Origin of the sequence: Henriciella marina (genome assembly GCF_027213945.1) — a bacterium.
GTDB lineage: Bacteria > Pseudomonadota > Alphaproteobacteria > Caulobacterales > Hyphomonadaceae > Henriciella > Henriciella marina_A.
Genome location: NZ_JAPWGW010000003.1, coordinates 36122 through 57740, shown reverse-complemented (window position 1 = coordinate 57740; position 21619 = coordinate 36122). Strand labels below are relative to the sequence as shown.

19 protein-coding genes are annotated in these 21619 nt (G+C 59.9%); 9 read left to right on the top strand and 10 right to left on the bottom strand.

All coding sequences use genetic code 11. From position 1 onward, the window contains the following. Position 1: 1 nt before the first annotated feature. The 4 genes from O4G74_RS09525 to O4G74_RS09510 form a co-directional block, all read right to left on the bottom strand. Positions 2–1450, bottom strand: coding sequence for an AMP-binding protein (locus O4G74_RS09525; protein WP_269402373.1), 1449 nt, complete (start codon positions 1448–1450; stop codon positions 2–4). 167 nt (positions 1451–1617) lie between these two features. Then, positions 1618–3123, bottom strand: a complete 1506-nt coding sequence (locus tag O4G74_RS09520) for a hypothetical protein (RefSeq protein WP_269402372.1) — start codon at positions 3121–3123, stop codon at positions 1618–1620. 166 nt (positions 3124–3289) lie between these two features. Further along, positions 3290–5677 (bottom strand): transketolase, encoded by a 2388-nt coding sequence (locus O4G74_RS09515; RefSeq protein WP_269402371.1) that lies wholly within the window; start codon positions 5675–5677, stop codon positions 3290–3292. A 65-nt stretch (positions 5678–5742) separates the two neighbouring features. Further along, a complete protein-coding gene (locus O4G74_RS09510) occupies positions 5743–6930 on the bottom strand; it encodes an FAD-dependent oxidoreductase (RefSeq protein WP_269402370.1) in 1188 nt (395 codons plus the stop codon). A 185-nt stretch (positions 6931–7115) separates the two neighbouring features. On the opposite strand from O4G74_RS09510, the gene O4G74_RS09505 reads away from it, so the two are divergent. The 4 genes from O4G74_RS09505 to O4G74_RS09490 all read left to right on the top strand — a co-directional run bounded on the left by O4G74_RS09505 (position 7116) and on the right by O4G74_RS09490 (position 12712). Further along, the gene (locus O4G74_RS09505; protein WP_269402369.1) at positions 7116–9770 is read left to right on the top strand and encodes a M14 family metallopeptidase; all 2655 of its coding nucleotides are present in this window, start codon (positions 7116–7118) and stop codon (positions 9768–9770) included. 63 nt (positions 9771–9833) lie between these two features. After that, the gene (locus tag O4G74_RS09500; RefSeq protein WP_269402368.1) at positions 9834–10166 is read left to right on the top strand and encodes a hypothetical protein; all 333 of its coding nucleotides are present in this window, start codon (positions 9834–9836) and stop codon (positions 10164–10166) included. A 137-nt stretch (positions 10167–10303) separates the two neighbouring features. Continuing rightward, on the top strand, positions 10304–12112 hold the full coding sequence (locus O4G74_RS09495) for a DUF885 domain-containing protein (RefSeq protein WP_269402367.1): 1809 nt from the start codon (positions 10304–10306) through the stop codon (positions 12110–12112). A gap of 123 nt (positions 12113–12235) precedes the next feature. Then, positions 12236–12712, top strand: a complete 477-nt coding sequence (locus O4G74_RS09490) for a hypothetical protein (protein ID WP_269402366.1) — start codon at positions 12236–12238, stop codon at positions 12710–12712. Positions 12713–12775: 63 nt separating this feature from the next. Here the strand turns inward: O4G74_RS09490 and O4G74_RS09485 are convergent, their stop codons facing one another. Genes O4G74_RS09485 through O4G74_RS09470 form a run of 4 tightly spaced genes read right to left on the bottom strand, consistent with a single transcriptional unit; the run spans position 12776 to position 15830 of the window. Beyond that, on the bottom strand, positions 12776–14194 hold the full coding sequence (locus O4G74_RS09485) for an NAD(P)(+) transhydrogenase (Re/Si-specific) subunit beta (RefSeq protein ID WP_269402365.1): 1419 nt from the start codon (positions 14192–14194) through the stop codon (positions 12776–12778). After that, complete coding sequence (locus O4G74_RS09480; RefSeq protein ID WP_269402364.1) at positions 14195–14566, bottom strand: proton-translocating transhydrogenase family protein; 372 nt, start codon at positions 14564–14566, stop codon at positions 14195–14197. It lies immediately after the preceding gene. Further along, positions 14566–14706: a hypothetical protein gene (locus O4G74_RS09475; RefSeq protein ID WP_018146745.1), complete on the bottom strand. Its 141-nt coding sequence runs from the start codon at positions 14704–14706 to the stop codon at positions 14566–14568. Before O4G74_RS09475 ends, O4G74_RS09480 begins: the two co-directional genes overlap by 1 nt. Continuing rightward, positions 14703–15830 (bottom strand): Re/Si-specific NAD(P)(+) transhydrogenase subunit alpha, encoded by a 1128-nt coding sequence (locus O4G74_RS09470; RefSeq protein ID WP_269402363.1) that lies wholly within the window; start codon positions 15828–15830, stop codon positions 14703–14705. Before O4G74_RS09470 ends, O4G74_RS09475 begins: the two co-directional genes overlap by 4 nt. A 57-nt stretch (positions 15831–15887) precedes the next feature. On the opposite strand from O4G74_RS09470, the gene O4G74_RS09465 reads away from it, so the two are divergent. The 5 genes from O4G74_RS09465 to O4G74_RS09445 all read left to right on the top strand — a co-directional run bounded on the left by O4G74_RS09465 (position 15888) and on the right by O4G74_RS09445 (position 20146). After that, a complete protein-coding gene (locus O4G74_RS09465) occupies positions 15888–16655 on the top strand; it encodes an SDR family NAD(P)-dependent oxidoreductase (protein WP_269402362.1) in 768 nt (255 codons plus the stop codon). 210 nt (positions 16656–16865) lie between these two features. After that, positions 16866–17129, top strand: a complete 264-nt coding sequence (locus O4G74_RS09460; protein ID WP_269402361.1) for a hypothetical protein — start codon at positions 16866–16868, stop codon at positions 17127–17129. Positions 17130–17197: 68 nt separating this feature from the next. Beyond that, positions 17198–18070: a UTP--glucose-1-phosphate uridylyltransferase GalU gene (gene galU / locus O4G74_RS09455; RefSeq protein WP_269402360.1), complete on the top strand. Its 873-nt coding sequence runs from the start codon at positions 17198–17200 to the stop codon at positions 18068–18070. Positions 18071–18150: 80 nt separating this feature from the next. Continuing rightward, complete coding sequence (locus O4G74_RS09450; RefSeq protein WP_269402359.1) at positions 18151–19155, top strand: GDP-mannose 4,6-dehydratase; 1005 nt, start codon at positions 18151–18153, stop codon at positions 19153–19155. Between the two features lie 4 nt (positions 19156–19159). Then, on the top strand, positions 19160–20146 hold the full coding sequence (locus tag O4G74_RS09445; RefSeq protein ID WP_269402358.1) for a threonine ammonia-lyase: 987 nt from the start codon (positions 19160–19162) through the stop codon (positions 20144–20146). Between the two features lie 80 nt (positions 20147–20226). On the opposite strand, the gene smpB is transcribed toward O4G74_RS09445, so the two are convergent. Together smpB and dapA are read right to left on the bottom strand one after the other, a co-directional pair. Beyond that, a complete protein-coding gene (gene smpB, locus O4G74_RS09440; RefSeq protein ID WP_269402357.1) occupies positions 20227–20706 on the bottom strand; it encodes an SsrA-binding protein SmpB in 480 nt (159 codons plus the stop codon). A 6-nt stretch (positions 20707–20712) separates the two neighbouring features. Further along, positions 20713–21588 carry a 4-hydroxy-tetrahydrodipicolinate synthase gene (gene dapA / locus O4G74_RS09435; protein WP_269402356.1) on the bottom strand — a complete coding sequence of 292 codons (876 nt, stop codon included), beginning with the start codon at positions 21586–21588 and terminating at the stop codon, positions 20713–20715. Positions 21589–21619: the final 31 nt, after the last annotated feature.

The window sequence follows — 21619 nt, the reverse complement described above, 5'->3', positions numbered from 1 at the left end:
GCTAGAGCCGCGCTTCGCGCAGAGCCTTGCGTCTCGTTTTGCCGGCGTCATCGCGCAAGGGTTCGCGTACGAGTTCGATGGATTTCGGCTGTTTGTAGGTGACCAGCCGTTCTTTCAGGTGCGCGGTCAGGGCGGCCTCATCGAGGTCGCCTTCAGGCATGTCGATGATGGCGTGGAGGCGTGAGCCCATATCCTCATCCGGCAGGCCGATGACGGCAGAGCTGCGCACGCCCGGAAACGCGTCGAGCGCGGCTTCCACCTCTGCCGGGTAGATGTTCGCGCCGCCGACGATGATCATGTCTGACTTGCGGTCTGTGAGGTAAAGATAGCTGTCTTCGTCCATCCAGCCCATATCGCCGAGGCTTTCCCAGCCGCCGTCGATCGCCTTGGCTTCGGCGCCGAGATAATAGTAGGAGCTGCCCTGACCCGCGAGCGGGCGGAGGAACACCTCACCTACCTCGCCGGTCGGGACTTCCTGGCCATCCTCGCCGAATATCTTCATCTCGCAGCTCTCTACGGGTCTGCCGACGCTGCCCTTATGCGTCAGCCATTCGGTGCCCTGTATCGTGGTCGAGCCCTGACCCTCTGTGCCGCCATAAAGCTCCCAGATGACTTCAGGGCCGAGCCATTCGATGAAGGCCTCCTTCAGCCAGGGAGGGCAAGGGGCGGCAAGGTGCCAGAGCGCGTTGAGGCTCGAGACGTCATAGCGCGCGCGGACCTCGTCCGGCAGGGCCCAGATACGGCGCATCATGGTCGGCACCATATAGGCGGTTTCGAGCTTCATCCGGTCGATCAGCTCCAGCGTTTTCTCGGCGTCGAAGCGGGTGGTGACAGCGACGCTCGCGCCCTTGAAGAGGGCGATGGTGGCCCACATGAAGGGGCCATTATGGTAGAGCGGGCCGGGGATCAGCATTGAGCCCTGCGTGCGGATTTCGAGGAAATCCATCTCCGTGTCCCATTCGGCCGGCAGTTTCGAGACGATGAGCTTTGGCCGGCCGGTCGAGCCGCCTGACGTCATCGCCTTGAAGGAGGCGGCGGTCTTTTCCGGCAGTTCGGTGTCCGGCAGGGAGGCGTCCGGCGTGTAGCCAGCCGGGATGGACGGGGTCGGCGCGTATTCGCCGTCTGCGACGCCAACCACGAGGGCGGGCTTGCCGAGCTCGACGATCTGGTCGCGCTCATACTTTGGCAGGCGGGCAGAGACAGGTTGCGGCGTCGCGCCAAGCTTCCAGGCGGCAAAGCACGCCTCGAAGAATTCCAGGCTGTTGGGCAGGGCGATGGTGACGAAACTGTCCTGGGTGACGCCGAGCGCCGCATAGGCCCGCGCCAGCCGGTTGGTGCGCGCATCAAGCTCTGCCCAGCTGATCTGATCACCCTCATGATCGACGGCGACCCGGTCCGGCTGGATGGCCGCCCAATGGGCAAGAATGCGCGAGAGCGACAGGACAGGCATAGGCGGTTTCCTCTGATGCGGGCCGTCTGATGCGGCCTCATCGTGGTGCTGGCACCGAGCCTAGCGATTTGGCCGGAGAGGGGAAGGTGGGACGTTGGAATGAAAACGTGCCGGAAGAACTTATGCGTTCAAACTCGATTTCCGAAGCAGCGCGCATCACCTGGGACCTATTGAAAAGAAAGGTCGGAAAGTGGATGTTTCAAATAATGCTGATCCAGCGCATCTCCAATCGCTTTCAGTTTTAGTTCGGCGGCAATCTTACGAAGGTCTTTTCCCGACCGCCAAGCTATGGGTTTGCGAGTTCTCTTCGCGTGTTCTTCCTTCAATAAAACAAGGGCATCCGCATCAAATTCGCCACTTGTCCATAGGCAATACTGTTGATTACGTTCGCGCAAATGTCGCGAGTTCGAAACATAGTCCTGATGGACGGGTAGCTTTGCCAGCCATTTTTCGACCTCAAACTTGGCTACCGTGCCGCCCGGGTTTTTTGCTTTACATTCAATTACTCTGACAATGCCGGCTTCTTGGACACAGACGATATCAAGGTCGGCCTTCTCATACGTTTTCTTGTGAGTGTGGTTGATTCCCAAGTCGATAGAGCCGCCTGTTTCTTTCTTGGACAGATGTCCGCACAAAAGCTCGAAGAGCACGCCACGTAGGTTCCCAGCGCGGCCTTCGATCTCAGACAAACTTGCCAGTAGGTTGAGAACTTGTTGAGGATTTGCTGCTGCTACAGCCGCAGCATTGGAAAGCGTTGCTATCAACGAGGAGAGCCCATTGGCAATCTGCCGCCCAAACAAACTTTGTGGTGTGGCCATCACCAGCCCTGCCGCATGACCAGCTTTCAAAGCGTCGCCAGTGAAGCTGTCTGCCATGATAATTGGCAGCAGCGGTCCACTGTTACTTGTTCGGCTATAAATTTGAACTTTACGAACAAAATACGCTATTTCAGCGACGTCAAAAGTCGTGGACAAGCAGACATCTGCGACAAGGAAGCCGTGTCGCATTTTTCTTCCTGTCATAGGTGCCAGATAGCAAGGACCCGTTAAGTCCCACGCAAACTGCCCTACCTTTAGTGGAGCGTCGTCGCCGCGTATTGTAATTTTATCGTAGCTTGCGAAGCCGTTGCGGCGCGCCCACTCTCTCAATCCATCCAGCAGTATTGCTTCAGCTTGGCGGCGTACTCGCACTTCCGACGGTGGGATTGGCGACGCTATTGCATACGGGTTTAAAACGTAACAATCCCCCAATCCAGGAACATCGAGCTGATCTAGAACTCTCAATTCGACCAGAGCATCTGCGACGCCTTGAGAAGGAATTTGCTTTTTTAGTGATACGGGGGCACCGGATATAGTGGCAAAGCCAGTTACGCTGACGACACCGCCGCGTGCTGTAAGAGAGTCTGTAGCGCAAGCATAAACACTACCGGTTTCTCTCAAATCTCGATGGAGATTCGACCAGTAAAGCTCAGTGTTTCGTTGATCTTTTAGGTAGAAAAATCGCTCGTTTTTGGGAAACAGAGGCTTTGGGTAACGCTTGACTGGATCTCTTGCGCGCGACAGCCGTTGCCGTGCATTCTCATCGGTCCAATTGTGCTTGTCGGCCAGATATCTGGCTAAGCGGCTTGCACGAGCTGGTCCTAGTGATTTTAGCGCATCGATAACTTCGGTCATGCTTTGTCACACTGCTCTATTTATTAATTATACATCCTTAGAGGGTCCGGTTTTTTCTTCTCTATATTCAATCCTTGTAAAAACAAGGTAGTGCAAGGGCGATATTGGTGCCAGTTGTCACAGTATCTCTTTATGGGTCGTAAACTGTGCCTAGCGGCAGAGCGGCCTATCCCCCGGCCAACCTGATCCGCTTCCCCGCACTGAGATGGTTCGCAGCGTTCACGATCGCGTCCGTATCGATCTGGTAGTGTTTGTGGAGGTCGGGGATGGTGCCGGTCTGGCCGAAGTGTTCGACGCCGAGGGGGGCGGTCATGTGGCCGGCGACGGAGCCGATCCAGGCGAGGGTGGCGGGGTGGCCGTCTGTTACGGTGATGAGGGTTGCGTCGCGCGGGACTTTTGCCATCAGGCGCTCGATCTGGCTGACGGCGCTGGTGTGGCCGCGGGCGCGGGCCCGGCGGGCGGCGGTCCAGCCTGAATTGAGCCGGTCTGCGGAGGTCACGGCGAGGACACCGATGTCGCGGCGGTCATTGCCGATGCGGCCCGCCGCTTCGATGGCTTCGGGCGCGATGACGCCCTGATAGGCGATAACCACTTCGCAGTTTGGGCCGGGTTCACGTAGCCAGTAGGCGCCGTCGACGACGCCGCGGCGGAACTCTGCATTGTCGCGGTTGCGGGGGCCGAGCTGTTCGATGGGGCGGGTGGAGAGGCGGAGATAGACTGAGCCGCCGGTCTCATCGCGTAGCCAGGTGCGCTCGTCCGGGTCGTTCTCGCCGGAGCGCTGCAGGTAGTCGAAGCTCCAGTCCATGATGATGGAAAGCTCATCGAGGAAGGCTGGCTCGAAGCTGACGAGGCCGTCCTGGCTCATGCCGATGAGCTGCGTGCCGACCGACTGGTGGGCGCCGCCTTCCGGGGCAAGCGTGATGCCAGATGGGGTGCCGGCCACGATGAACCGGGCGTCCTGATAGCAGGCATAGTTGAGCGCATCGAGGCCGCGCGCGATGAACGGATCGTACAGTGTGCCGATCGGGATGAGGCGCTGGCCGAAATGGCTATGGGCGAGGCCCGCCTGACCGAGCAGGAGGAAGAGGTTCATCTCTGCGATGCCAAGCTCGAAATGCTGGCCGTCCGGGGAGAATTCCCACTTCTGGGCGGACGGGATCGACTGTTCCTTGAAGGTGTCCGAGACCTCGCGCCGGGCAAAGAGCGAGCGGCGATTGACCCAGCCGGTGAGGTTGGTCGAGCTGGTCACGTCCGGCGACATGGTGACGATATGGTCGGCGAGGTCTGAAGTGCCGCGGGCAAGGCCGTCGAGGATCTTGCCGAAGCCGGCCTGCGTCGCGAGCTCACGGTCATCGAGCCAGACGGGGCCGGGGGATTCGATCTCTGGCGCGGAATAGCGGCGCGTGCCCTCTGCGAAGAAGGGGACTTGATCGAGGAATCTCTGGAGGCAGGCTTCGTCGTCCACGGTGGCGAACTTGTCCCATTCCTCGCCTTCCGGCACGCCCATGCGTTTCTGGAAGTCGGCGAATTGGGGGTTGTTCATGAAGCCGCCATGATTGTCCTTGTGACCGGCGAGCGGGGTTTGCCAGCCCTTGATTGTGTAGGCGAGGAATACGGTCGGCTTGTCGTCGGTGACGTTGTCGAAGGCTTCGGTGAGGGTGGCGAGGCACTGACCGCCGAGATTGTTCATCAGGGCGTCCAGCTCTTCATCAGAGCGCTTGTCGAGGAGCTGCGAGACCTCACCCCGGTCACCAATGTCGTTCATCAGCCGCTTGCGCCAGGCTTTCCCGCCTTTGTAGGTGAGGGCGGAGTAATCCATGTTCGGGCAGTTCTGGATCCATTCCTTCAGGGCTTCGCCGCCCGGCTCCTCGAAGGCTTCGCGCTGAAGGACGCCGTGGCGGAGCACGACGGTTCGCCAGCCGAAGGCCTTGAAGATGGCGTCGATCTTTTCCCAGAGGCCTTCATGGACGACGCCGTCGAGGCTCTGGCGATTGTAATCGATGATCCACCAGGTGTTGCGAAGGTCGTGCTTCCAGCCTTCCTGCAAGCATTCATAGACATTGCCTTCGTCAAGCTCAGCGTCGCCGACGAGCGCGACCTGACGGCCGAGGGGCTTGTCGCCGAGCCAGTTCTTGGCGGCGATATAGTCCTGTACCAGAGAGTTGAAGGCGGTCGCCGCGACGCCGAGGCCGACCGAGCCGGTCGAGAAGTCGACATCGTCGGTGTCCTTGGTGCGGCTTGGATAGGATTGCGCGCCGCCCCAGCCGCGAAAGGTTTCGAGCTTCTCGCGCGTCTGGTTGCCCATCATGTATTGCATGGCATGGAAGACAGGCGAGGCGTGCGGTTTGACGGCGACGCGGTCTTCGGGCTTCAGCGTGTTGAAATAGAGCGCCGTCATGATCGGCACCATTGAGGCGCAGGAGGCCTGATGCCCGCCAACTTTGATGCCGCCGTCTTCCTTCTTGCGGATATTATTGGCGTTGTGGACCGTCCAGGCAGAGAGCCAGAGCAGGCGCTGTTCGATGGTTTTGAGATGATCTAGATCGGCGGTCATGACTGGCCTTTGCATTTGCAACTTTCTTTGGGCGGGTTTCGCATGGGTGCCGTGCCGGGTCCAGATCAGGACCTGAGGCTGAGCCGTTTCAGCGGTGATCCGAAGGCGCCGCTGACCATGGCGGCGAGGGCCTTCGGGGCGGGCGGAATGCGGCTGACCGGTGCGGCGAGATAGTCGCGGATGAACGGGGCGAGGCGCCCATCGCCCTGATAGACCGGCGTGAACAGCCAGCTCATCAGCTGGTAGAGGCGGACATGGCTGGTGCGCAGTTTGCGGTAGGCAGCAAGTGCTGCGGGCGTGTCAGCGCTGCGTTCGAGGGCGAGAGACAAGGCGTAGGCGTCGAGCAGCGCCATGTTGGCGCCCTGTCCAAGTTGCGGCGAGGCGGCATGCCACGCGTCGCCGATATGAACCAGGCATGGGCCGCTGACGGGGCGGCGGTGAGTGCGGTGGCGATAGCGCGCAAAGGTCAGTTGATCATGGTGGGTGATCTGGTCGAGCAGCATCTCGGTCTCGGGCCAGAGCGCGCGGGCGTCCCGCTTCCAGTCATCAAGGGGCGCTGATCGCCATGCCTCTTCGCTGTCACCGCGGATCGACCAGAAATAGGTGAGGCTTTGAGGTCCGTTCGGTGTGCGGCGTCCCGATGCCATTACGCCTGCCATTTGCCGGGCGCCGCGGTATCGCTGTTCGAGGGCATCAGCCTTGAACGGGCTGGCGTCCGGCCAGTCCAGCGTCGTCCAGAGCGCGCCATAGGTGAGTTCACGGCGCGGCGCGCGTGTCAGAGGTGAGCGCACACCCATCGCGTCGATGATGAGGTCGAAGCCCGGCAGGGGCGGGCCGGTCCTGAACTGGATTTCGCCTGTGTGAGCGCAGGCCCCTGTAATCTCTCTGGAGGTCACGAGGTCTATGACTTCTTCGACCGCCGCCTTGTGAAGCACGCCAAACAAGGCCGGGCGCTGAATGCCGAGGCCGACCAGTCCGGGCCTCAGTTTTTCGAAGCGAACATCGAGGACCGTGCGCCCAGACGGCGTGCTAAGTCCCCAGAGGCGCGTCAGTGGACTGGAAAGCTGCTCGATCTCCTGCGTCAGGCCGAGTTTGGCGAGGACAGCCAGACCGGTCGCCTGAAGCATAAGGCCGGACCCGACAGGCCCTGGCTCATCAAAGCGATCAATCAGCGTCACGCGATGTCCCGCGCGCGCCAGCAAGATGCTGGCGGCGAGCCCGCCAATGCCTGCCCCACATATACCGATGCTCATCGAGCGCGTCATTGCAGCTCACACTGACCTGATTGTACGGCGATGTCATCGCAGACGACACCGATGGCACAAATTGAGCAATCGCAGCCTTCCGCCTGATTTCGCGGGCGCGCGACTTGAAACCTTCGCTGGCGGTCGATTTAGCTGAGCACCAGAATTGTAGAAAGTTGAAGGGGTATTGGGTAATGGGTCGAGTTCTTGGAGCCTCCGCGCTGCTGTCTGCTGCAGCCTGGATTGCGATGCCGGTCGCGGCGCAGTCTTTCCTCAACGTGCAGACGGATCCTGCCATTCCGACGCTGGAAGAGGTCGCGGGTCATGCGCCGGGCGACGAGATTTCCACGGTGACCGAAGCGCTGGACTATATGGACGCGCTGGCTGAAGCGGCGCCTGAGCGGATGAAGGTCACCCGCTATGCGGAAAGCTGGGAAGGCCGTGAGTTGGTCTATGGTGTGATTTCATCGGCGCAGAACATGGCGCGCCTTGATGAGATCAAGTCGAACATGGCCCGGCTTGCTTCTGGTGAGCTGTCGACCGGCGAGCGCAGCTCTCTGATCAATGAGACACCTGCGGTGGTCTGGCTGTCATACGGCGTGCACGGCAACGAGATTTCGAGCACGGATGCGGGCCTTGCGCTCGCCTATCACCTGCTTGCGGCTGAGGGCGACCAGACGGTCGATACGATCCTGTCGAATACGGTCGTCGTGATTGACCCGATGCAGAACCCAGACGGGCGCGCGCGCTTCACGAATGCGTTCGAGGCGGCGCGCGGGATCGAGCCTTTTGCCGACCGCTATACGGCCGAACATGATGAGCCCTGGCCCGGCGGGCGCTTCAATCACTATCTCTTCGACATGAACCGCGACTGGTTCACGCTCTCCCAGCCCGAGACCCGTGGCCGGGTGGCGAGCATGCTGGAATGGCATCCGGTGGTCGTCGTCGATGCGCATGAAATGGGCGGCGATGAGACATATTTCTTCGCGCCGGCCGCAGACCCGTTCAATCCGAACATTACTGAGGCCCAGAAGGAAAAGCAGGTCCTGATCGGGCGCAATCATGCTCGCTGGTTCGATGAGCGGGGCTATGACTATTTCACCCGTGAGGTCTTCGACGCCTTCTATCCGGGCTATGGCGACATGTGGCCAACGCTCGGCGGTGCGATTGCGATGACTTATGAGCAAGGCTCGGCGCGCGGGCTCTCCTATGAGCGGTCGACCGGCGATGTGTTGACCTACAAGCAGGGCGTCGAGCAGCATTTCGTTGCGACGCTGTCGACGGCTGAAGTCGTGGCCAACAACCAGTCGCTGTTCCTGAATGATTTCGCTTCTTACCGGCGTGAAGCAGCCTCTGAAGCGCGCGGGGCGAGCGACCGGTACTTCGTGTTCGATCTGTCCGACCGCCGCTGGCAGGCAGAGCAGCTTGGGCGCAAGCTGGCCGCGCAGGACATCACTGTCCAGCGCCTGCCCGCGGGGGCACAGGCCTGCGGCGTACGCTATTCCGATGGCGCGCTGGTCGTTGATCGCGCACAGCCATCCGGCAAGCGGATCACGACGCTGCTGAGCGAAGATACAAGCCTGCCTGAAGACTTTGTCGACGAGCAGGAATCGCGCCGCGACCGGGGCCTCAATCATGAGCTTTATGATGTGACCGCCTGGTCCATGCCGCTGATGGAAGGTGTGACGAGCCGGACATGCGGGCAGGTGAACGTCTCCAATGCGAGCATGGTTGGCGCTGACGATCCGGTCACGGCGCTGACGGCGTCCAGTGCGGCCTATGGCTATGTCGTGCCGTGGAGCGATGCGGGGCAGGCAAAGCTGGTGCTCGGTGCGCTGGATGCAGGCCTGACGGGGCGGGCGACAACCGAGGCGTTCACGGTCAATGGCCGCGAATATCCGCGTGGCTCCGTGGTTTTTTCGCTGGCGGCCAATGAGAGCAGTCTCGCGACCACGCTGAACGGGCTCGCGACGGCGATTGGCGCCGAATATGTGGCGCTGCAGTCGAGCTGGGTCGAAGACGGCCCGAACTATGGCAGCGACAAGTTCGTCGCCCTGACCATGCCGAAAGTCGCCATGGCCTGGGGTGAAGGGACGAGCGCGACGGATGCTGGCGCGGCGCGCTATGTGCTGGAGCGCGAGCTCGGTATTCCGGTCGCACCGATCCGTGTGGGAACGCTGCCCCGCGCCAATCTTGGCCGCTATGACGTGCTGATCCTGCCAGATGCGGGGCGGGGTTTTGAAGGTGAGCTTGGTTCGGCTGGAAAGTCGGCCATCGCCACCTTTACCCGTAATGGCGGCGTTCTGATCGGGTTCGAGGGTGCGCTAGGGGCGCTGACCAGCGGTGATGACAAGCTGCTGTCTGCGCGCGCTGAGACGGCCTATCTCGCTGAGGAAGCAAAGCGCAGCGATGATGAGGAGACGCCTGCTTCTGGCCTGCTGATCGAAAGCGATGCGGACTATGACGCCGTCACGGCGAACCAAAAGGCGCGTCCTGACAGCGTGCCGGGTGTGCTGGCGAATGTTATCGCCGATACCGATCACTGGCTCTCATCTGGCTATGAGGAGGCGGTGGCGCTCTATCAGGGCTCAACCATCTATCGGCCATTGAATGATGCGGATGGTGCAAATGTGTTCCGTTATGCGGCGGCCGATGAGCTGGTGGCCAGCGGCTATCTCTGGGAAGAGAACAGGGCGCAGCTCGCCTACAAGCCATATCTGATGGCAGAGCAGCAGGGCTCTGGAATGGTAATCGCCTTCACGCAGAGCCCGGTGACGCGGGCCTATCTCGACGGACTGAACCTGCTTCTGGTGAATGCTGTGCTCTTCGGGCCTGCGCATACGCGGTAGGAATTGGAACCGCGCTCACGGCTTGACCGTTCCTTCAGTGAACAATCACGAAGGAGACCCGCGATGAGTGAGCGCGACCATCAGAGAGTTGAAGAAGTTGAACGTCAGCGCGGCTATGGCGAGGGCTTTCGCAAGGGCGAAGATGTAGAGGATCAGTCCACGGCAGGTGCCGGTTATAAGGAAGGCTCACCTATAGCCGACCAGCAGGACCATGAAACTGACCTGGTCGTCGACATGGAAGATGAACGCCTTCCGAATGTGCCGAATGATGACCATGACGATGCATCAAGCGAGACGATTGAAGGCCATTCGGCGCTGAAGAAAAAGCCGGACGGGCACCTGCTGGAAGATGCTTATTCAGTGGTCGACCCGGATGTGGAGGACCCCAAGCGCTAGAAAAGAATTGAGAAAGCCCGGCCAGCGTGCCGGGCTTTTTCGTGTTTGCGGTACGGGCGAAGACGTGGTGATGTCCGCGCAATCCGAACTGACGAATGGCCGCCGCACTGGCGGTCCTGCCTATTGAGGAGACCCCCATGACACTGAAGCCCCTGATGTTCGCTGCGTCTGCGTTGACGCTTGTTCTTGCTGGCTGCGCGACGCCTGAAGCCGGTGCGGCGGGTGAGACGGCCAGTGCCTCTGTTTCTGGCGAGGGAGATATCCTCAGGAGCGTGAGTGATTTTGCGGAGCTGGACGCCGAGGGGCTCTCATGGGACCGCTATATGGAGAGCTTCCTTGAAGGGTATTTCGAGCTCAACCCGACTTTCGCTGTCAGCCAAGGGCGCCACGAATTTGATGGCCAGCTGCCTGACTGGAGTGATGCGGGCCTCGAAGCGCAGATCCTGTTTCGCCAGTTCGCCATTGAGCTGGCGCAAGAGATGGACGAAGGCAGTCTGAGTGAAGCCGACGCGTTCGAGCGCCAGTATCTGATCAACACGATGAAGGGCGAACTATTCTGGCTGACCGAAGCCGATCAGCCGCATCTGAACCCGAGCTTCTATCTCGGCCCGCTTGGCCCGAGCGTCTATGTGGCACGGCCCTATGCCGACCCGGAAACGCGCATGAAAGCGTTTATTGAATACGCGAAGAACGTTCCTGAGGCGGCCGCACAGGCGAAAGCCAATCTGAAGCTGCCGATGCCGGCGACCTATGTGAAGCTCGGCACGGCTGGCTTTAACGGGCTTGCCGACCATTATGAGACCGGCGCGCGGGACGCTTTCGCAGAGGTTCAGGATGAAGCGCTGATCGCTGAGTACGACGCCGTGGTCGCAGAAGCTGCGGCTGCCATGCGTTCTGTCGCCGACTATATCGAGAGTGAGCCGGGCACAGAAGACGGCTATGCCCTCGGGCCGGAGAAATTCGCTAACATGATCGCGTTGACCGAAGGCGTCGGTATCTCGCTTGAGGAGCTGGAGGCTATCGGCCGGGTTGACCTGAAGGCCAATCAGGATGCGCTGGCCGAAGCCTGCGCTGTGTTCGCCCCGGGCGCGAACATGGCTGACTGCATGGCCAAGATGGCGGCAAACAAGCCAGAGAATGGCCCCGTGCAAGAAGCGCGCGACTCGCTGCCTGCGCTCAAGCAGTTCCTGATTGATGAGGACATCGTCTCCATTCCGGGCACCGAGGAAGCGCTGGTCGCGGAATCGCCGCCCTATCGCCGCCAGAACTCGGCCTACATCTCCATTCCGGGACCTTACGAAGAAGGCATGCCGTCGGTCTATTACATCTCGCCACCGGACCCGAGCTGGGACGAGGCGACGCGCGCCGAATACATTCCGGGAAAGATGGACCTGCTCGGCACGACGATCCACGAAGTCTGGCCGGGCCACTTCCTGAATTTCCTGCACGCAAACCGTTCCGACTCGGTCTTCGGGCAGATGTTTGTCGGCTATGCCTTCGCTGAGGGCTGGGCGCACTATACCGAAGAAATGATGCTGGATGCAGGCCTGCATGATGGCGACCCGGAGACAAAGATAGGCCAGCTGTCGAACGCGCTGCTGCGCAATTGCCGTTATCTCTCGACGATTGGTCTGCACACGCAGGGCTGGAGCGTCGATGACAGCTACGAGCTGTTCCGCAAGGAATGCTATATCGACCGCGGCAACGCGCTGCAGCAGGCCGCGCGCGGCACGTATGATCCGGCCTATCTTAACTACACGATGGGCAAGCTGATGATCCGCAAGCTGCGTAATGACTGGGTGGCGGTGAACTATCCGGACGCGACGGGCACCGAAGGCTGGAAGGAATTCCATGACGAATTCCTCTCCTATGGCGGCCCGAACATTCCACAAGTCCGTCAGGCCATGATGGGCGAGGAGGAAGCGCGGGCAATGTTTGGTGAGTAGGTCTGCCGAAGGAACGAGAATGGGGAAAGAGCCAGTTCAAAAGCGGCTCTTTCTTTGGGGGGCCGATGTCCCTATCGAAATGGGAAAGCGAACGCTTCCAGGTACTTATACGACAACATACAAATGATTGCTTTTCGTGGTTTAATTGGAGCCGAGCTGCTGGCGGTCTTGGCGCTCATTACACTTTGCGCGTGTTCCGATGAGAACAGGCGCTCTTCGCTGGAAAGTGGGCGTGAGGAGATAATTGAAGATCCGGCTTCGCCAGAAGACTGGGGATATGAATCAAGCCTCCCATCGGTTCCGGACGCAGATCGAGCTTGCATTCAAAGCACTCACGACTGCGGCATCGAAAATGGGCCTGTGCCTGAGTATCCGAAACTGACCGAACTTGGCGAGGCAACATGCGATACATCTTTCGTGGTCGGGGAGGATGGTTTCGCGGATGACATCAGCGTCGAGTGTGATGACCCGCGGTTCAATGAAACTACGCGGGAAGCGTTATCTCATGTGCAATACAAAGTGACGGGTTCGTGCAGTCGAGCTTGCCCAGAGATTGGCAGGAGATTGGAGTATCCCTTTGAGTATCGCCTCGCGAATTAGACCCTTAGAAGAATAAGCCCGGCCAGTTTGGCCGGGCTTTTGTTTTGGTGATTTTGGACGGCCCTAGAGGGCTTTGACGATGTTCTCGACCATCTTCTTGGCGTCGGACAGCAGCATCATCGTGTTGTCCTTGAAGAAGAGCTCATTCTGGATACCGGCATAGCCAGAGCCCATTGAGCGCTTGATGAAGAGGACCGTGCCTGCATCCTCAACGTTGAGGATGGGCATGCCGTAGATCGGCGAAGTCTGGTCGGTCTTCGCGGCCGGGTTGGTCACGTCGTTCGCACCGATCACGAAGGCGACGTCGGAGGTGTTGAACTCGGAATTGATGTCTTCCAGTTCGAACACTTCGTCATACGGCACCTGTGCTTCAGCGAGCAGCACGTTCATGTGGCCCGGCATCCGGCCAGCGACGGGGTGGATGGCGTATTTCACTTCGACGCCTTCTTCCTTGAGCAGCTCTGCCATTTCCTTCAGCGCATGCTGTGCCTGGGCAACCGCCATGCCGTAGCCTGGCACGATGATGACCTTGGACGCGTTCTTCATGATGAAGGCTGCGTCGTCGGCAGAGCCCTGCTTGAACGGGCGGTCGACCTGCGCACCGGCAGACGCACCGCCATCATCATCAGCGCCGAAGCCGCCAAGGATGACGGAGATGAAGCTGCGGTTCATGCCCTTGCACATGATGTAGGACAGGATCGCACCTGACGAGCCAACCAGCGCGCCGGTGATGATCAGCGCGAAGTTGCCGAGCGTGAAGCCCAGCGCCGCCGCAGCCCAACCCGAATAGGAGTTGAGCATGGAGACGACGACCGGCATGTCCGCGCCGCCAATCGGGATGATCAGCGTGATGCCGAGCACGAAGGCGAGAACGGTCAGCGTCCAGAACGCCCAGGTTGCGCCGCCGCTGGACATGATCAGCACGACGACCAACGTCACGATGGCGACGGCGAGGGCGATGTTCAGCAGGTGACGGGCTGGCAACAGGATCGGCGAGCCGGACATGTTGCCGTTGAGCTTGGCGAAGGCGATCACCGAACCCGTGAAGGTCAGCGCGCCGATAGCCGAGCCGACAGCCAGTTCGATCAGCGAGACAGTGGCAATGCTGCCCACCGTGCCGATGCCGAATTCAGCTGGCGCATAGAGCGCGGCTGCGGCCACGAGGACGGCAGCCATACCAACCAGCGAGTGGAAGGCGGCAACCAGCTGCGGCATCGCCGTCATCGGGATGCGGCGGGCAATGATCGCACCGATCACGCCGCCGACTGCGGCACCTGCGATCAGGATGCCCCATGTGACAGCATCAAGCTGTGGCCAGAGGAGGGCGATGGTCGTGGCAACGGCGATACCCATGCCGATAATGCCGTTTCGGTTGCCTTTGCGCGCCGTGGCAGGGCTGGAAAGCCCGCGCAGCGCGAGGATGAAGAGCATGCCCGCGACGAGATAGAGAAGCGGGGCCCAGGTGTTGGTGAACTGTTCCATTTATTCCCCCTTCTTCTTGTACATGGCGAGCATCCGCTGGGTGACCATGAAGCCACCGAAAATGTTCACACTGGCGAGCGCGACAGCGACGCCGCCAAGGATCTTGGCGGTCCAGCCGCCATTGATCAGGCCAGAAGAGGCCGCCGCCACGATGGCACCGACCACGATCACTGAAGAGATCGCATTGGTCACAGCCATGAGCGGGGTGTGGAGGGCCGGGGTCACCGACCAGACGACATAATAGCCGACGAAGCAGGCCAGCGCGAAGATCGCGGCGAGGAAGACCGTCGGGTTGAGGTTCGTGATCTCGGCCGCGTGGGCTGGCAGAGCCAGCGCGAGCGCCGAGAGAGCGATAGGGATCAATTTGGTCATCAATTGCTCTCCTTGTGAAAGCGCACGCGTGCTTCGACTTCGCTCAGCATGAGCGCGATCTGAGCCGGTGCATTGGAAAGGTGCTCATCCTGAGCGAAGTCGAAGGACGAGCGCCGTTTGGCGGTAAGTCTCCGCATCATGATTTCAGTCTTTCATTCACAGTTTCGCCGCCCTTGGTGAGGATCATGGCCGTGACGATCTCGTCATCGGTCTCGAGGTTGAGTGATCCGTCTTCGGCTGTAATCAGCGGCAGGAAGGCGAGGAGGTTCTTGGCATAGAGCGAGGATGTGTCGGCCGGCAGGCGTGCTGGCAGGTTGGAATAACCGGCCACTTTCACGCCATTGATGTCGACGACCTCGTCAGGCTTGGAAAGCTTGCAATTGCCGCCCGTGGCGACCGCCATGTCGATGACAACAGCGCCGGGCTTCATCGACTTCACCATCTCTTCGGTGACCAGCTCTGGCGCTGGACGGCCGGGGATAAGCGCGGTCGTGATGACGATGTCCTGCTTGGCGATATGGGTCGCGGTCAGCTCCGATTGCTGGCGCTTGTAGTCGTCGGACATTTCCTTGGCATAGCCGCCAGCGGTCTCGGCTTCCTTGAACTCATCGTTTTCGACGGCGATGAATTTCGCGCCGAGCGAGGCGACCTGTTCCTTTGCCGCCGGGCGCACATCGGTCGCTGTCACGACACCGCCGAGACGGCGCGCGGTTGCGATGGCCTGGAGGCCTGCAACGCCTGCACCCATGACGAAGACTTTGGCCGGCGCAACCGTGCCTGCGGCGGTCATCATCATCGGAAGCGCGCGACCATAAAGGGTCGCGCCTTCGATCATGGCGCGGTAGCCAGCGAGGTTCGACTGGGACGAAAGCGCATCCATGGACTGGGCGCGCGTGATCCGCGGGGTGAACTCCATGGCGAGCGTGTTGAGCTTCTTGGCGTTAAAGGCACTGGCAAGGTCGCCCATCGCGTAAGGGTTCATCAGTGCGATGACCGTCAGGCCTTCGGGGTAGCTTGCCGCTTCCTCTGCGCTGGGGCCGCGTACTTTCAGCAGCACGTCGGCACCGTTCAGCGCCTCGCTAGCCGAACTTGCGACCGTTGCACCTTCGTCAGAATAAGCCTTGTCATGAAAGCCTGCAGCCAAACCGGCACCAGATTCAATGGTGACGGTGTGATCGAGGCCGACAAGCTTCTTCACCGATTCCGGAGTTGCCGCGACGCGGGTCTCTCCCGGACTTGTTTCTTTCAGAATTGTCAGCTTCATGTCGCGAGTGATCGGAAAAATTTTGCGTGAAAGCAATAGTTAGTCGAAAGGCGAGGCATGGAATTGTTTAATCTCAACGGAAAAACGGCACTTGTTACCGGTGCGTCCGGTGGCCTGGGTGAAAGTTTCGCAAGAGCCCTGTCGCAAGCAGGGGCGCGAGTCGTACTCGCTGCGCGGCGCATAGAGAAACTTGAAGCACTTGCGACTGAAATCAAATCGCAAGGCGGCGAGGCGTTGGCCGTTTCGATGGACGTCACCGATCCGGCAAACGTCGAATCAGCCTTCGCGACCGTTAAAGAGAAGTTTGGTGGCCCGGCCGACATTATCGTCAATAATTCAGGTATTTCGCGGGACAACTGGTACACGAAGATCACCGAGGAAGAGTGGCGCGCCGTCATGGACACCAATGTTGACGGTGTCTGGCGCGTTGCGAAGGCGGCGTCGAATGCGCTGATCGAGGCGGGCAAGCCTGGATCGATCATCAACATCGCCTCCATCACCGCGCTGCGTCCTCAATATTTCATCTCGGCCTATGCAGCTTCGAAGGCGGCGGTCGATCACATGACCCGTGTCATGGCACTTGAAGGGGCGCGCTATGGCATCCGCGTGAACGCGATCGCGCCCGGTTATTACAAGACCAATATCAATGACGAGTTCCTGGACAGCGAGGCGGGCGACAAGATGCGCAAGCGTATCCCGATGAAGCGCTTCGGTGAGCATGGTGAACTGGCTGGCGCGCTGCTGCTGCTCGCCTCCGACGCCGGTAGCTATATGACGGGTTCGACTATCGTCGTCGATGGCGGGCATACGGTGAACACGCTTTAAGGCTATCCCGACTTCTGGTGTCTGCATTGAATACTATTGACGCCGCCCCCCCCCCCAACCCTTCGGTGAGGAGGCGCTTCGAACGAATAGAGCTTACGTCGTCATTCTGCGAATTTGCCCGTTGATCGGGCTAAGCGCTCAATTTCAATGCGGACTTTAGGGGTTCATTAGGCGCCTCATGAGAAATGAGAGCCGTTGAAAGGCGGCGAGATGAGCGCAGTACGCAAGACAGTCCGAGAGCCTGATGGCCATACCGGAAAACCTGCTGAGGCGGATGATCCGCGGCCGGAAGCGGCATGCTCTGAACGTCATGAGGGGGCGCAATCGCCCGCTAGGCGGCTTCAGGATGACCTGCACGATCGCCTGGTCCCGGAACATCGATCATCAACTCTTCGTCAGATCGCCCAAGCGCTCGTTACTGCCTCCGGCCTGACCATGGTTATGGGCTTTTTCGTCTTTAACGCCATTTCCTAGACCTTCCTCTGGCAATCAGCTGATCGAGCCATATGATGGCAAGTGAAGTCGAATGCGAAAGAGTACGAATGAGAGTCAGAAAAGCCGTGCTGCCTGTTGCTGGCCATGGAACCCGCGTCCTGCCAGCATCAAAATCCATTCCAAAGGAATTGCTGACGGTCGTCGACCAGCCTGTGCTGCAATACGTGGTCGATGAAGCGCGTGCAGCCGGGATCGAGCACTTCGTTTTCGTAACCGGGCGCGGCAAGCACGCAATCGAAGACTATTTCGACGAGGCCTATGAGCTGGAGCAGACGCTCGCTTCGAAATCATCAAAAGCCGATATCCTGAAGGATCTGCAGCGCACGAAGCTGCCACCTGGTGCGGCAAGCTTTACACGACAGCAGGCGCCGCTGGGGCTTGGGCATGCCGTGTGGTGCGCAAAGGACATTATTGGCGATGAGCCGTTTGCGGTATTGTTGCCCGATGTGATCCTTCGCGCCGAGCCGTCGGCGCTGGCGCAGATGGTAACCGCGTATGACGAGGTTGGTGGCAATGTTATTGCAGTCAACCCGGTGCCTCAGGAGCAGGTCTCGTCCTATGGGGTCATCACACCGAAGTCGCGGGACGGTCGGCTCATCGAGATGGAGGGCATGGTCGAGAAGCCCGCGCGCGAAGACGCGCCTTCCAATCTTAAGATCACCGGCCGCTATATCCTGCAACCTGAAATCTTTGGGCTGCTTGAAGATCAGGGCAAAGGGGCAGGGGGTGAGATCCAGCTGACCGACGCCATGGTCCGGTTGATGCAGACCCAGTCATTCCACGCCTATGAATTCGAGGGCGAGGAATTCGATTGCGGCTCCAAGGCGGGCTATTTCGAGGCATTTGTCGCGCACGCGCTAAAACATCCGGAAACGGCGGACTTCGCAAAGGCGATTCTCAAGAAATATGGCAGTGGCTGATAAGGCCGGGCGACTGACCGCAGCCTGCGACTTTCCCTTGTTTCGGTGAATAGCTATAGCGGTTCACGCGAGGTGAGTGGATGAAATTTCTTGTGACCGGGGTTGCCGGTTTTATCGGATCACGAATTGCCGGAGCGCTTTTGGGCGACGGCCATGAGGTCATCGGGCTCGACAATCTCAACGCCTATTATGATCCAGCGCTGAAGCAGGCGCGGCTCCATGAGCTGCAGACTTATGAGAATTTCTCGTTCCGCAAGCTCGATATCTCGGACCATGAAAATCTGCTCGGGTTGCCAGAACGCGATACGATCGACCGGGTCATCCATCTGGCCGCGCAGGCGGGCGTTCGTTATTCGCTCGAGAACCCCTTCGCCTATGCCCAGTCGAATCTGACCGGGCATCTTGCAATGCTGGAATTCTGCCGCCGGGCTGCGAAGGTGCCGATGTTGGTCTACGCGTCTTCGAGCTCTGTCTACGGCGATGATGCGGTTGCGCCGTTCCGTGAGGACGCGAATGTCGACCGTCCTGTATCACTTTATGCCGCTACCAAGCGCGCCGATGAGCTGATGAGCCAAGCCTATGCCAAGCTCTATGACATCCCGCAGATCGGCGTGCGCTTCTTTACCGTTTACGGACCGTGGGGACGCCCTGACATGGCCTACTGGTCATTCACCGACCGCATCCTTCGCGGTGAAACGATCCGTGTCTTCAACGGCGGGAAGATGAAGCGCGACTTCACCTACATCGCTGACGCGGTCGCCGGGCTTAAGGCAATTGCGACGGGACGGGCCGTGTTCGCCGAAGGCGAGCGCGCGCACAAGCTGTACAATATCGGCCACAACCAGCCGGTCGAGCTACTGAACTTTATCGAGACGATCGAAGAGGTCACGGGCAAAAAGGCGCGCATGGCACTGGAGCCGATGCAGCCTGGCGATGTCACGGAAACGTGCGCGGATATATCCCGCATGCAGGCCGATTACGGGTACGAACCAAAAGTGAGTCTTAAGGAAGGCCTGCAGCATTTTGTAGACTGGTTCAGGACCCAGCGTGTCGCCGCAGGACCTGCGATCAGACAAGGTCTCTAGGGTCATGAAAGCCGACGCGCCTCCGACAGGTCAGGACGTGCTAGACGCGGCGCGCCGGCTTCACGGACATGTGCTTCGCACGCCTGTCCTGCGAAATGATGCGCTGGATGAGATGGCAGGGGCAAAACTCTGGTTCAAATGTGAAAATCTGCAGACGACCGGAAGCTTCAAGATCAGGGGCGCCACCAACAGGCTGCTTCAGCTAAGCCCTGAAGAACGGAAGAAGGGCGTTGTCGCCTTCTCTTCGGGCAACCATGCGCAAGGCGTTGCGCGGGCGGCAAGGAATTTCCGCATGCCAGCGTTGATCGTCATGCCGTCAGATGCTCCAGCCATCAAGATTGATGGCGTACGCCGCGACGGGGCCGAGATTCGCTTTTACGACCGCGACAGCGAAAGCCGTGAGGAAATTGCGGCTGAAGAAACCGAAAAGCGCGGTGCGACGCTCGTGCCGAGCTTTGACGACCCGTACATTATTGCAGGGCAGGGGAGTGCCGGCGTCGAATTCGGTCAGCAGATGCGTGACGCGAATACGCCGCTCGCTCACATTATCTGTTGCGCGGGTGGCGGCGGGCTCATTACCGGGTTCGCGCTCGGATACCGCAACTTCGATCCTGATGCCGCGATCTGGACCGCCGAGCCAGACGCGCACGATGACTGGCGACGTTCGCTGGCGGCAGACCGGATCGAGGTCAATGCGCCGGGCACGCGTTCGATCTGTGATGCGATCCTGACACCGTCTCCGGGCGAACTGACCTGGGAACTGGGGCGGGGGCTTCTTGCTGGCGGGTGTGCTGTTGGTGACGATCAGATCAAGGAAGCGATGCGGCTGGCCTTCCGCCACCTGAAACTCGTTGTGGAACCGGGCGGCGCTGCGGCCCTTGCCTGCGCCCTGTTCGACCTGCCAGACGCAGCCAAAGGCAAGTCAGTCGGTGTTGTGCTGTCTGGCGGGAATGTCGATCCGGCGCAGTATGCAGGGATACTGGAGGGCTAGCCGTCCTCTGTTTCAGTGGGGACTTTCCAACCGCCATGGGCCCCAACTTTCGTTGGGGAGGCGGTAAACAGTGGATTTACCTAGTTTTCTTTCAGAATGCGGGACTTCTCGCGCTGCCAGTCGCGTTTCTTGGCGGTTTCGCGCTTGTCGGGCGCCTTCTTACCAGTTGCGAGACCGATAAGCAGTTTCGCGATGCCCCGTTCGTTAAAGTAAAGCTTCAGTGGGACAATCGTACGGCCCGCGCGCTCAACTTTCTGAGAAAGTTCGGCGATTTCGCGTTTCGAGGCGAGGAGTTTGCGCCGACGTTTTGGCTCATGATTGAACTGGTTCGCGCCTTCATATGGTGGGAAATCTGCGTTTACGAGCCAGAGTTCGCCTTCTTCGACGGCGGCATAGGATTCTGCGATGTTCGCACGGCCATTGCGCAGCGACTTCACTTCGCTGCCCTGTAATTGCAGGCCAGCCTCCAGTGTGTCTTCGACCTGGTAGTCGAAGCGGGCGCGGCGGTTTTCCGCTACGAGGCCGTCCGAGCGGCCCTTGATTTGGCTCTTCTTTGACATGGGAGGCTATATAAGGCCTGCGATCTCCATTGCAGCCTCAATCCTGCGACGGGCTGCATCGTCTGGCGCAACGAGCGGCAAGCGGATTTCGTCGCTGCACAGGCCAAGGCGCGATAGAGCGAACTTGGCAGGGCCGGGAGACGGCGCGCAGAAGAGCGCTTTGTGGAGAGCGATGAAGCGGGTTTCGATCTCGCGTGCCGTTTCCAGGTCGGCGTCGTCCATCGCTTTGTGCATCTTTGCCATCTCGCCAGGAGCGACATTGGATGTGACCGATATGCAGCCAGTACCGCCCATGGCTCGGTAGCCAAGGGTGACGGGATCTTCACCGCAAATCTGGACGAATTGCTCGCCCTGCAGACCTGCTGAATGAAGGCTGATGCGGGCAAGGTCGCCTGTCGCATCCTTGATACCGACAATGTTCGGATGCTTGCCGAGGCGGATCACGGTCTCAGGCTGAAGGTCTGAAACCGTTCGCCCTGGCACGTTGTACAGAATGATCGGCAGGGCGACAGCGTCAGCAATGGCGCGGAAATGCGCCTCCAGGCCTGCCTGATCCGGCCGGTTGTAGTAAGGGCAGACACAGAGCGCTGCATCGGCGCCAGCTTCCTTGGCATGCTCGACCAGCCCGATAGCTTCGCGGGTAGAGTTCGAGCCGGCACCGGCGATAACCGGGACGCGTCCCGCAGTCACCTCTATGCAGAGACTGACGACCTCACGGTGCTCCGCGTGGCTAAGCGTGGCGGATTCGCCAGTGGTGCCACAGGGGACGAGTCCGCCTGCGCCATTTTCGATCTGGCGCTCTACAAGATCGGCAAACGCTTTCCGGTCGACCTCCCCATTTCGGAACGGAGTGACTAGTGCCGGAATTGAACCATTGAACATCGTGATTTTGCCGCGAAGTTTATGTTACACA

Bases quoted from the DNA above. Each gene is read 5' to 3' on its own strand.
- O4G74_RS09525 (WP_269402373.1), bottom strand. From the start codon at position 1,450: ATGCCTGTCCTGTCGCTCTCGCGCATTCTTGCCCATTGGGCGGCCATC.
- O4G74_RS09520 (WP_269402372.1), bottom strand. From the start codon at position 3,123: ATGACCGAAGTTATCGATGCGCTAAAATCACTAGGACCAGCTCGTGCA.
- O4G74_RS09515 (WP_269402371.1), bottom strand. From the start codon at position 5,677: ATGACCGCCGATCTAGATCATCTCAAAACCATCGAACAGCGCCTGCTC.
- O4G74_RS09510 (WP_269402370.1), bottom strand. From the start codon at position 6,930: ATGAGCATCGGTATATGTGGGGCAGGCATTGGCGGGCTCGCCGCCAGC.
- O4G74_RS09505 (WP_269402369.1), top strand. From the start codon at position 7,116: ATGGGTCGAGTTCTTGGAGCCTCCGCGCTGCTGTCTGCTGCAGCCTGG.
- O4G74_RS09500 (WP_269402368.1), top strand. From the start codon at position 9,834: ATGAGTGAGCGCGACCATCAGAGAGTTGAAGAAGTTGAACGTCAGCGC.
- O4G74_RS09495 (WP_269402367.1), top strand. From the start codon at position 10,304: ATGACACTGAAGCCCCTGATGTTCGCTGCGTCTGCGTTGACGCTTGTT.
- O4G74_RS09490 (WP_269402366.1), top strand. From the start codon at position 12,236: ATGATTGCTTTTCGTGGTTTAATTGGAGCCGAGCTGCTGGCGGTCTTG.
- O4G74_RS09485 (WP_269402365.1), bottom strand. From the start codon at position 14,194: ATGGAACAGTTCACCAACACCTGGGCCCCGCTTCTCTATCTCGTCGCG.
- O4G74_RS09480 (WP_269402364.1), bottom strand. From the start codon at position 14,566: ATGACCAAATTGATCCCTATCGCTCTCTCGGCGCTCGCGCTGGCTCTG.
- O4G74_RS09475 (WP_018146745.1), bottom strand. From the start codon at position 14,706: ATGATGCGGAGACTTACCGCCAAACGGCGCTCGTCCTTCGACTTCGCT.
- O4G74_RS09470 (WP_269402363.1), bottom strand. From the start codon at position 15,830: ATGAAGCTGACAATTCTGAAAGAAACAAGTCCGGGAGAGACCCGCGTC.
- O4G74_RS09465 (WP_269402362.1), top strand. From the start codon at position 15,888: ATGGAATTGTTTAATCTCAACGGAAAAACGGCACTTGTTACCGGTGCG.
- O4G74_RS09460 (WP_269402361.1), top strand. From the start codon at position 16,866: ATGAGCGCAGTACGCAAGACAGTCCGAGAGCCTGATGGCCATACCGGA.
- galU (WP_269402360.1), top strand. From the start codon at position 17,198: ATGAGAGTCAGAAAAGCCGTGCTGCCTGTTGCTGGCCATGGAACCCGC.
- O4G74_RS09450 (WP_269402359.1), top strand. From the start codon at position 18,151: ATGAAATTTCTTGTGACCGGGGTTGCCGGTTTTATCGGATCACGAATT.
- O4G74_RS09445 (WP_269402358.1), top strand. From the start codon at position 19,160: ATGAAAGCCGACGCGCCTCCGACAGGTCAGGACGTGCTAGACGCGGCG.
- smpB (WP_269402357.1), bottom strand. From the start codon at position 20,706: ATGTCAAAGAAGAGCCAAATCAAGGGCCGCTCGGACGGCCTCGTAGCG.
- dapA (WP_269402356.1), bottom strand. From the start codon at position 21,588: ATGTTCAATGGTTCAATTCCGGCACTAGTCACTCCGTTCCGAAATGGG.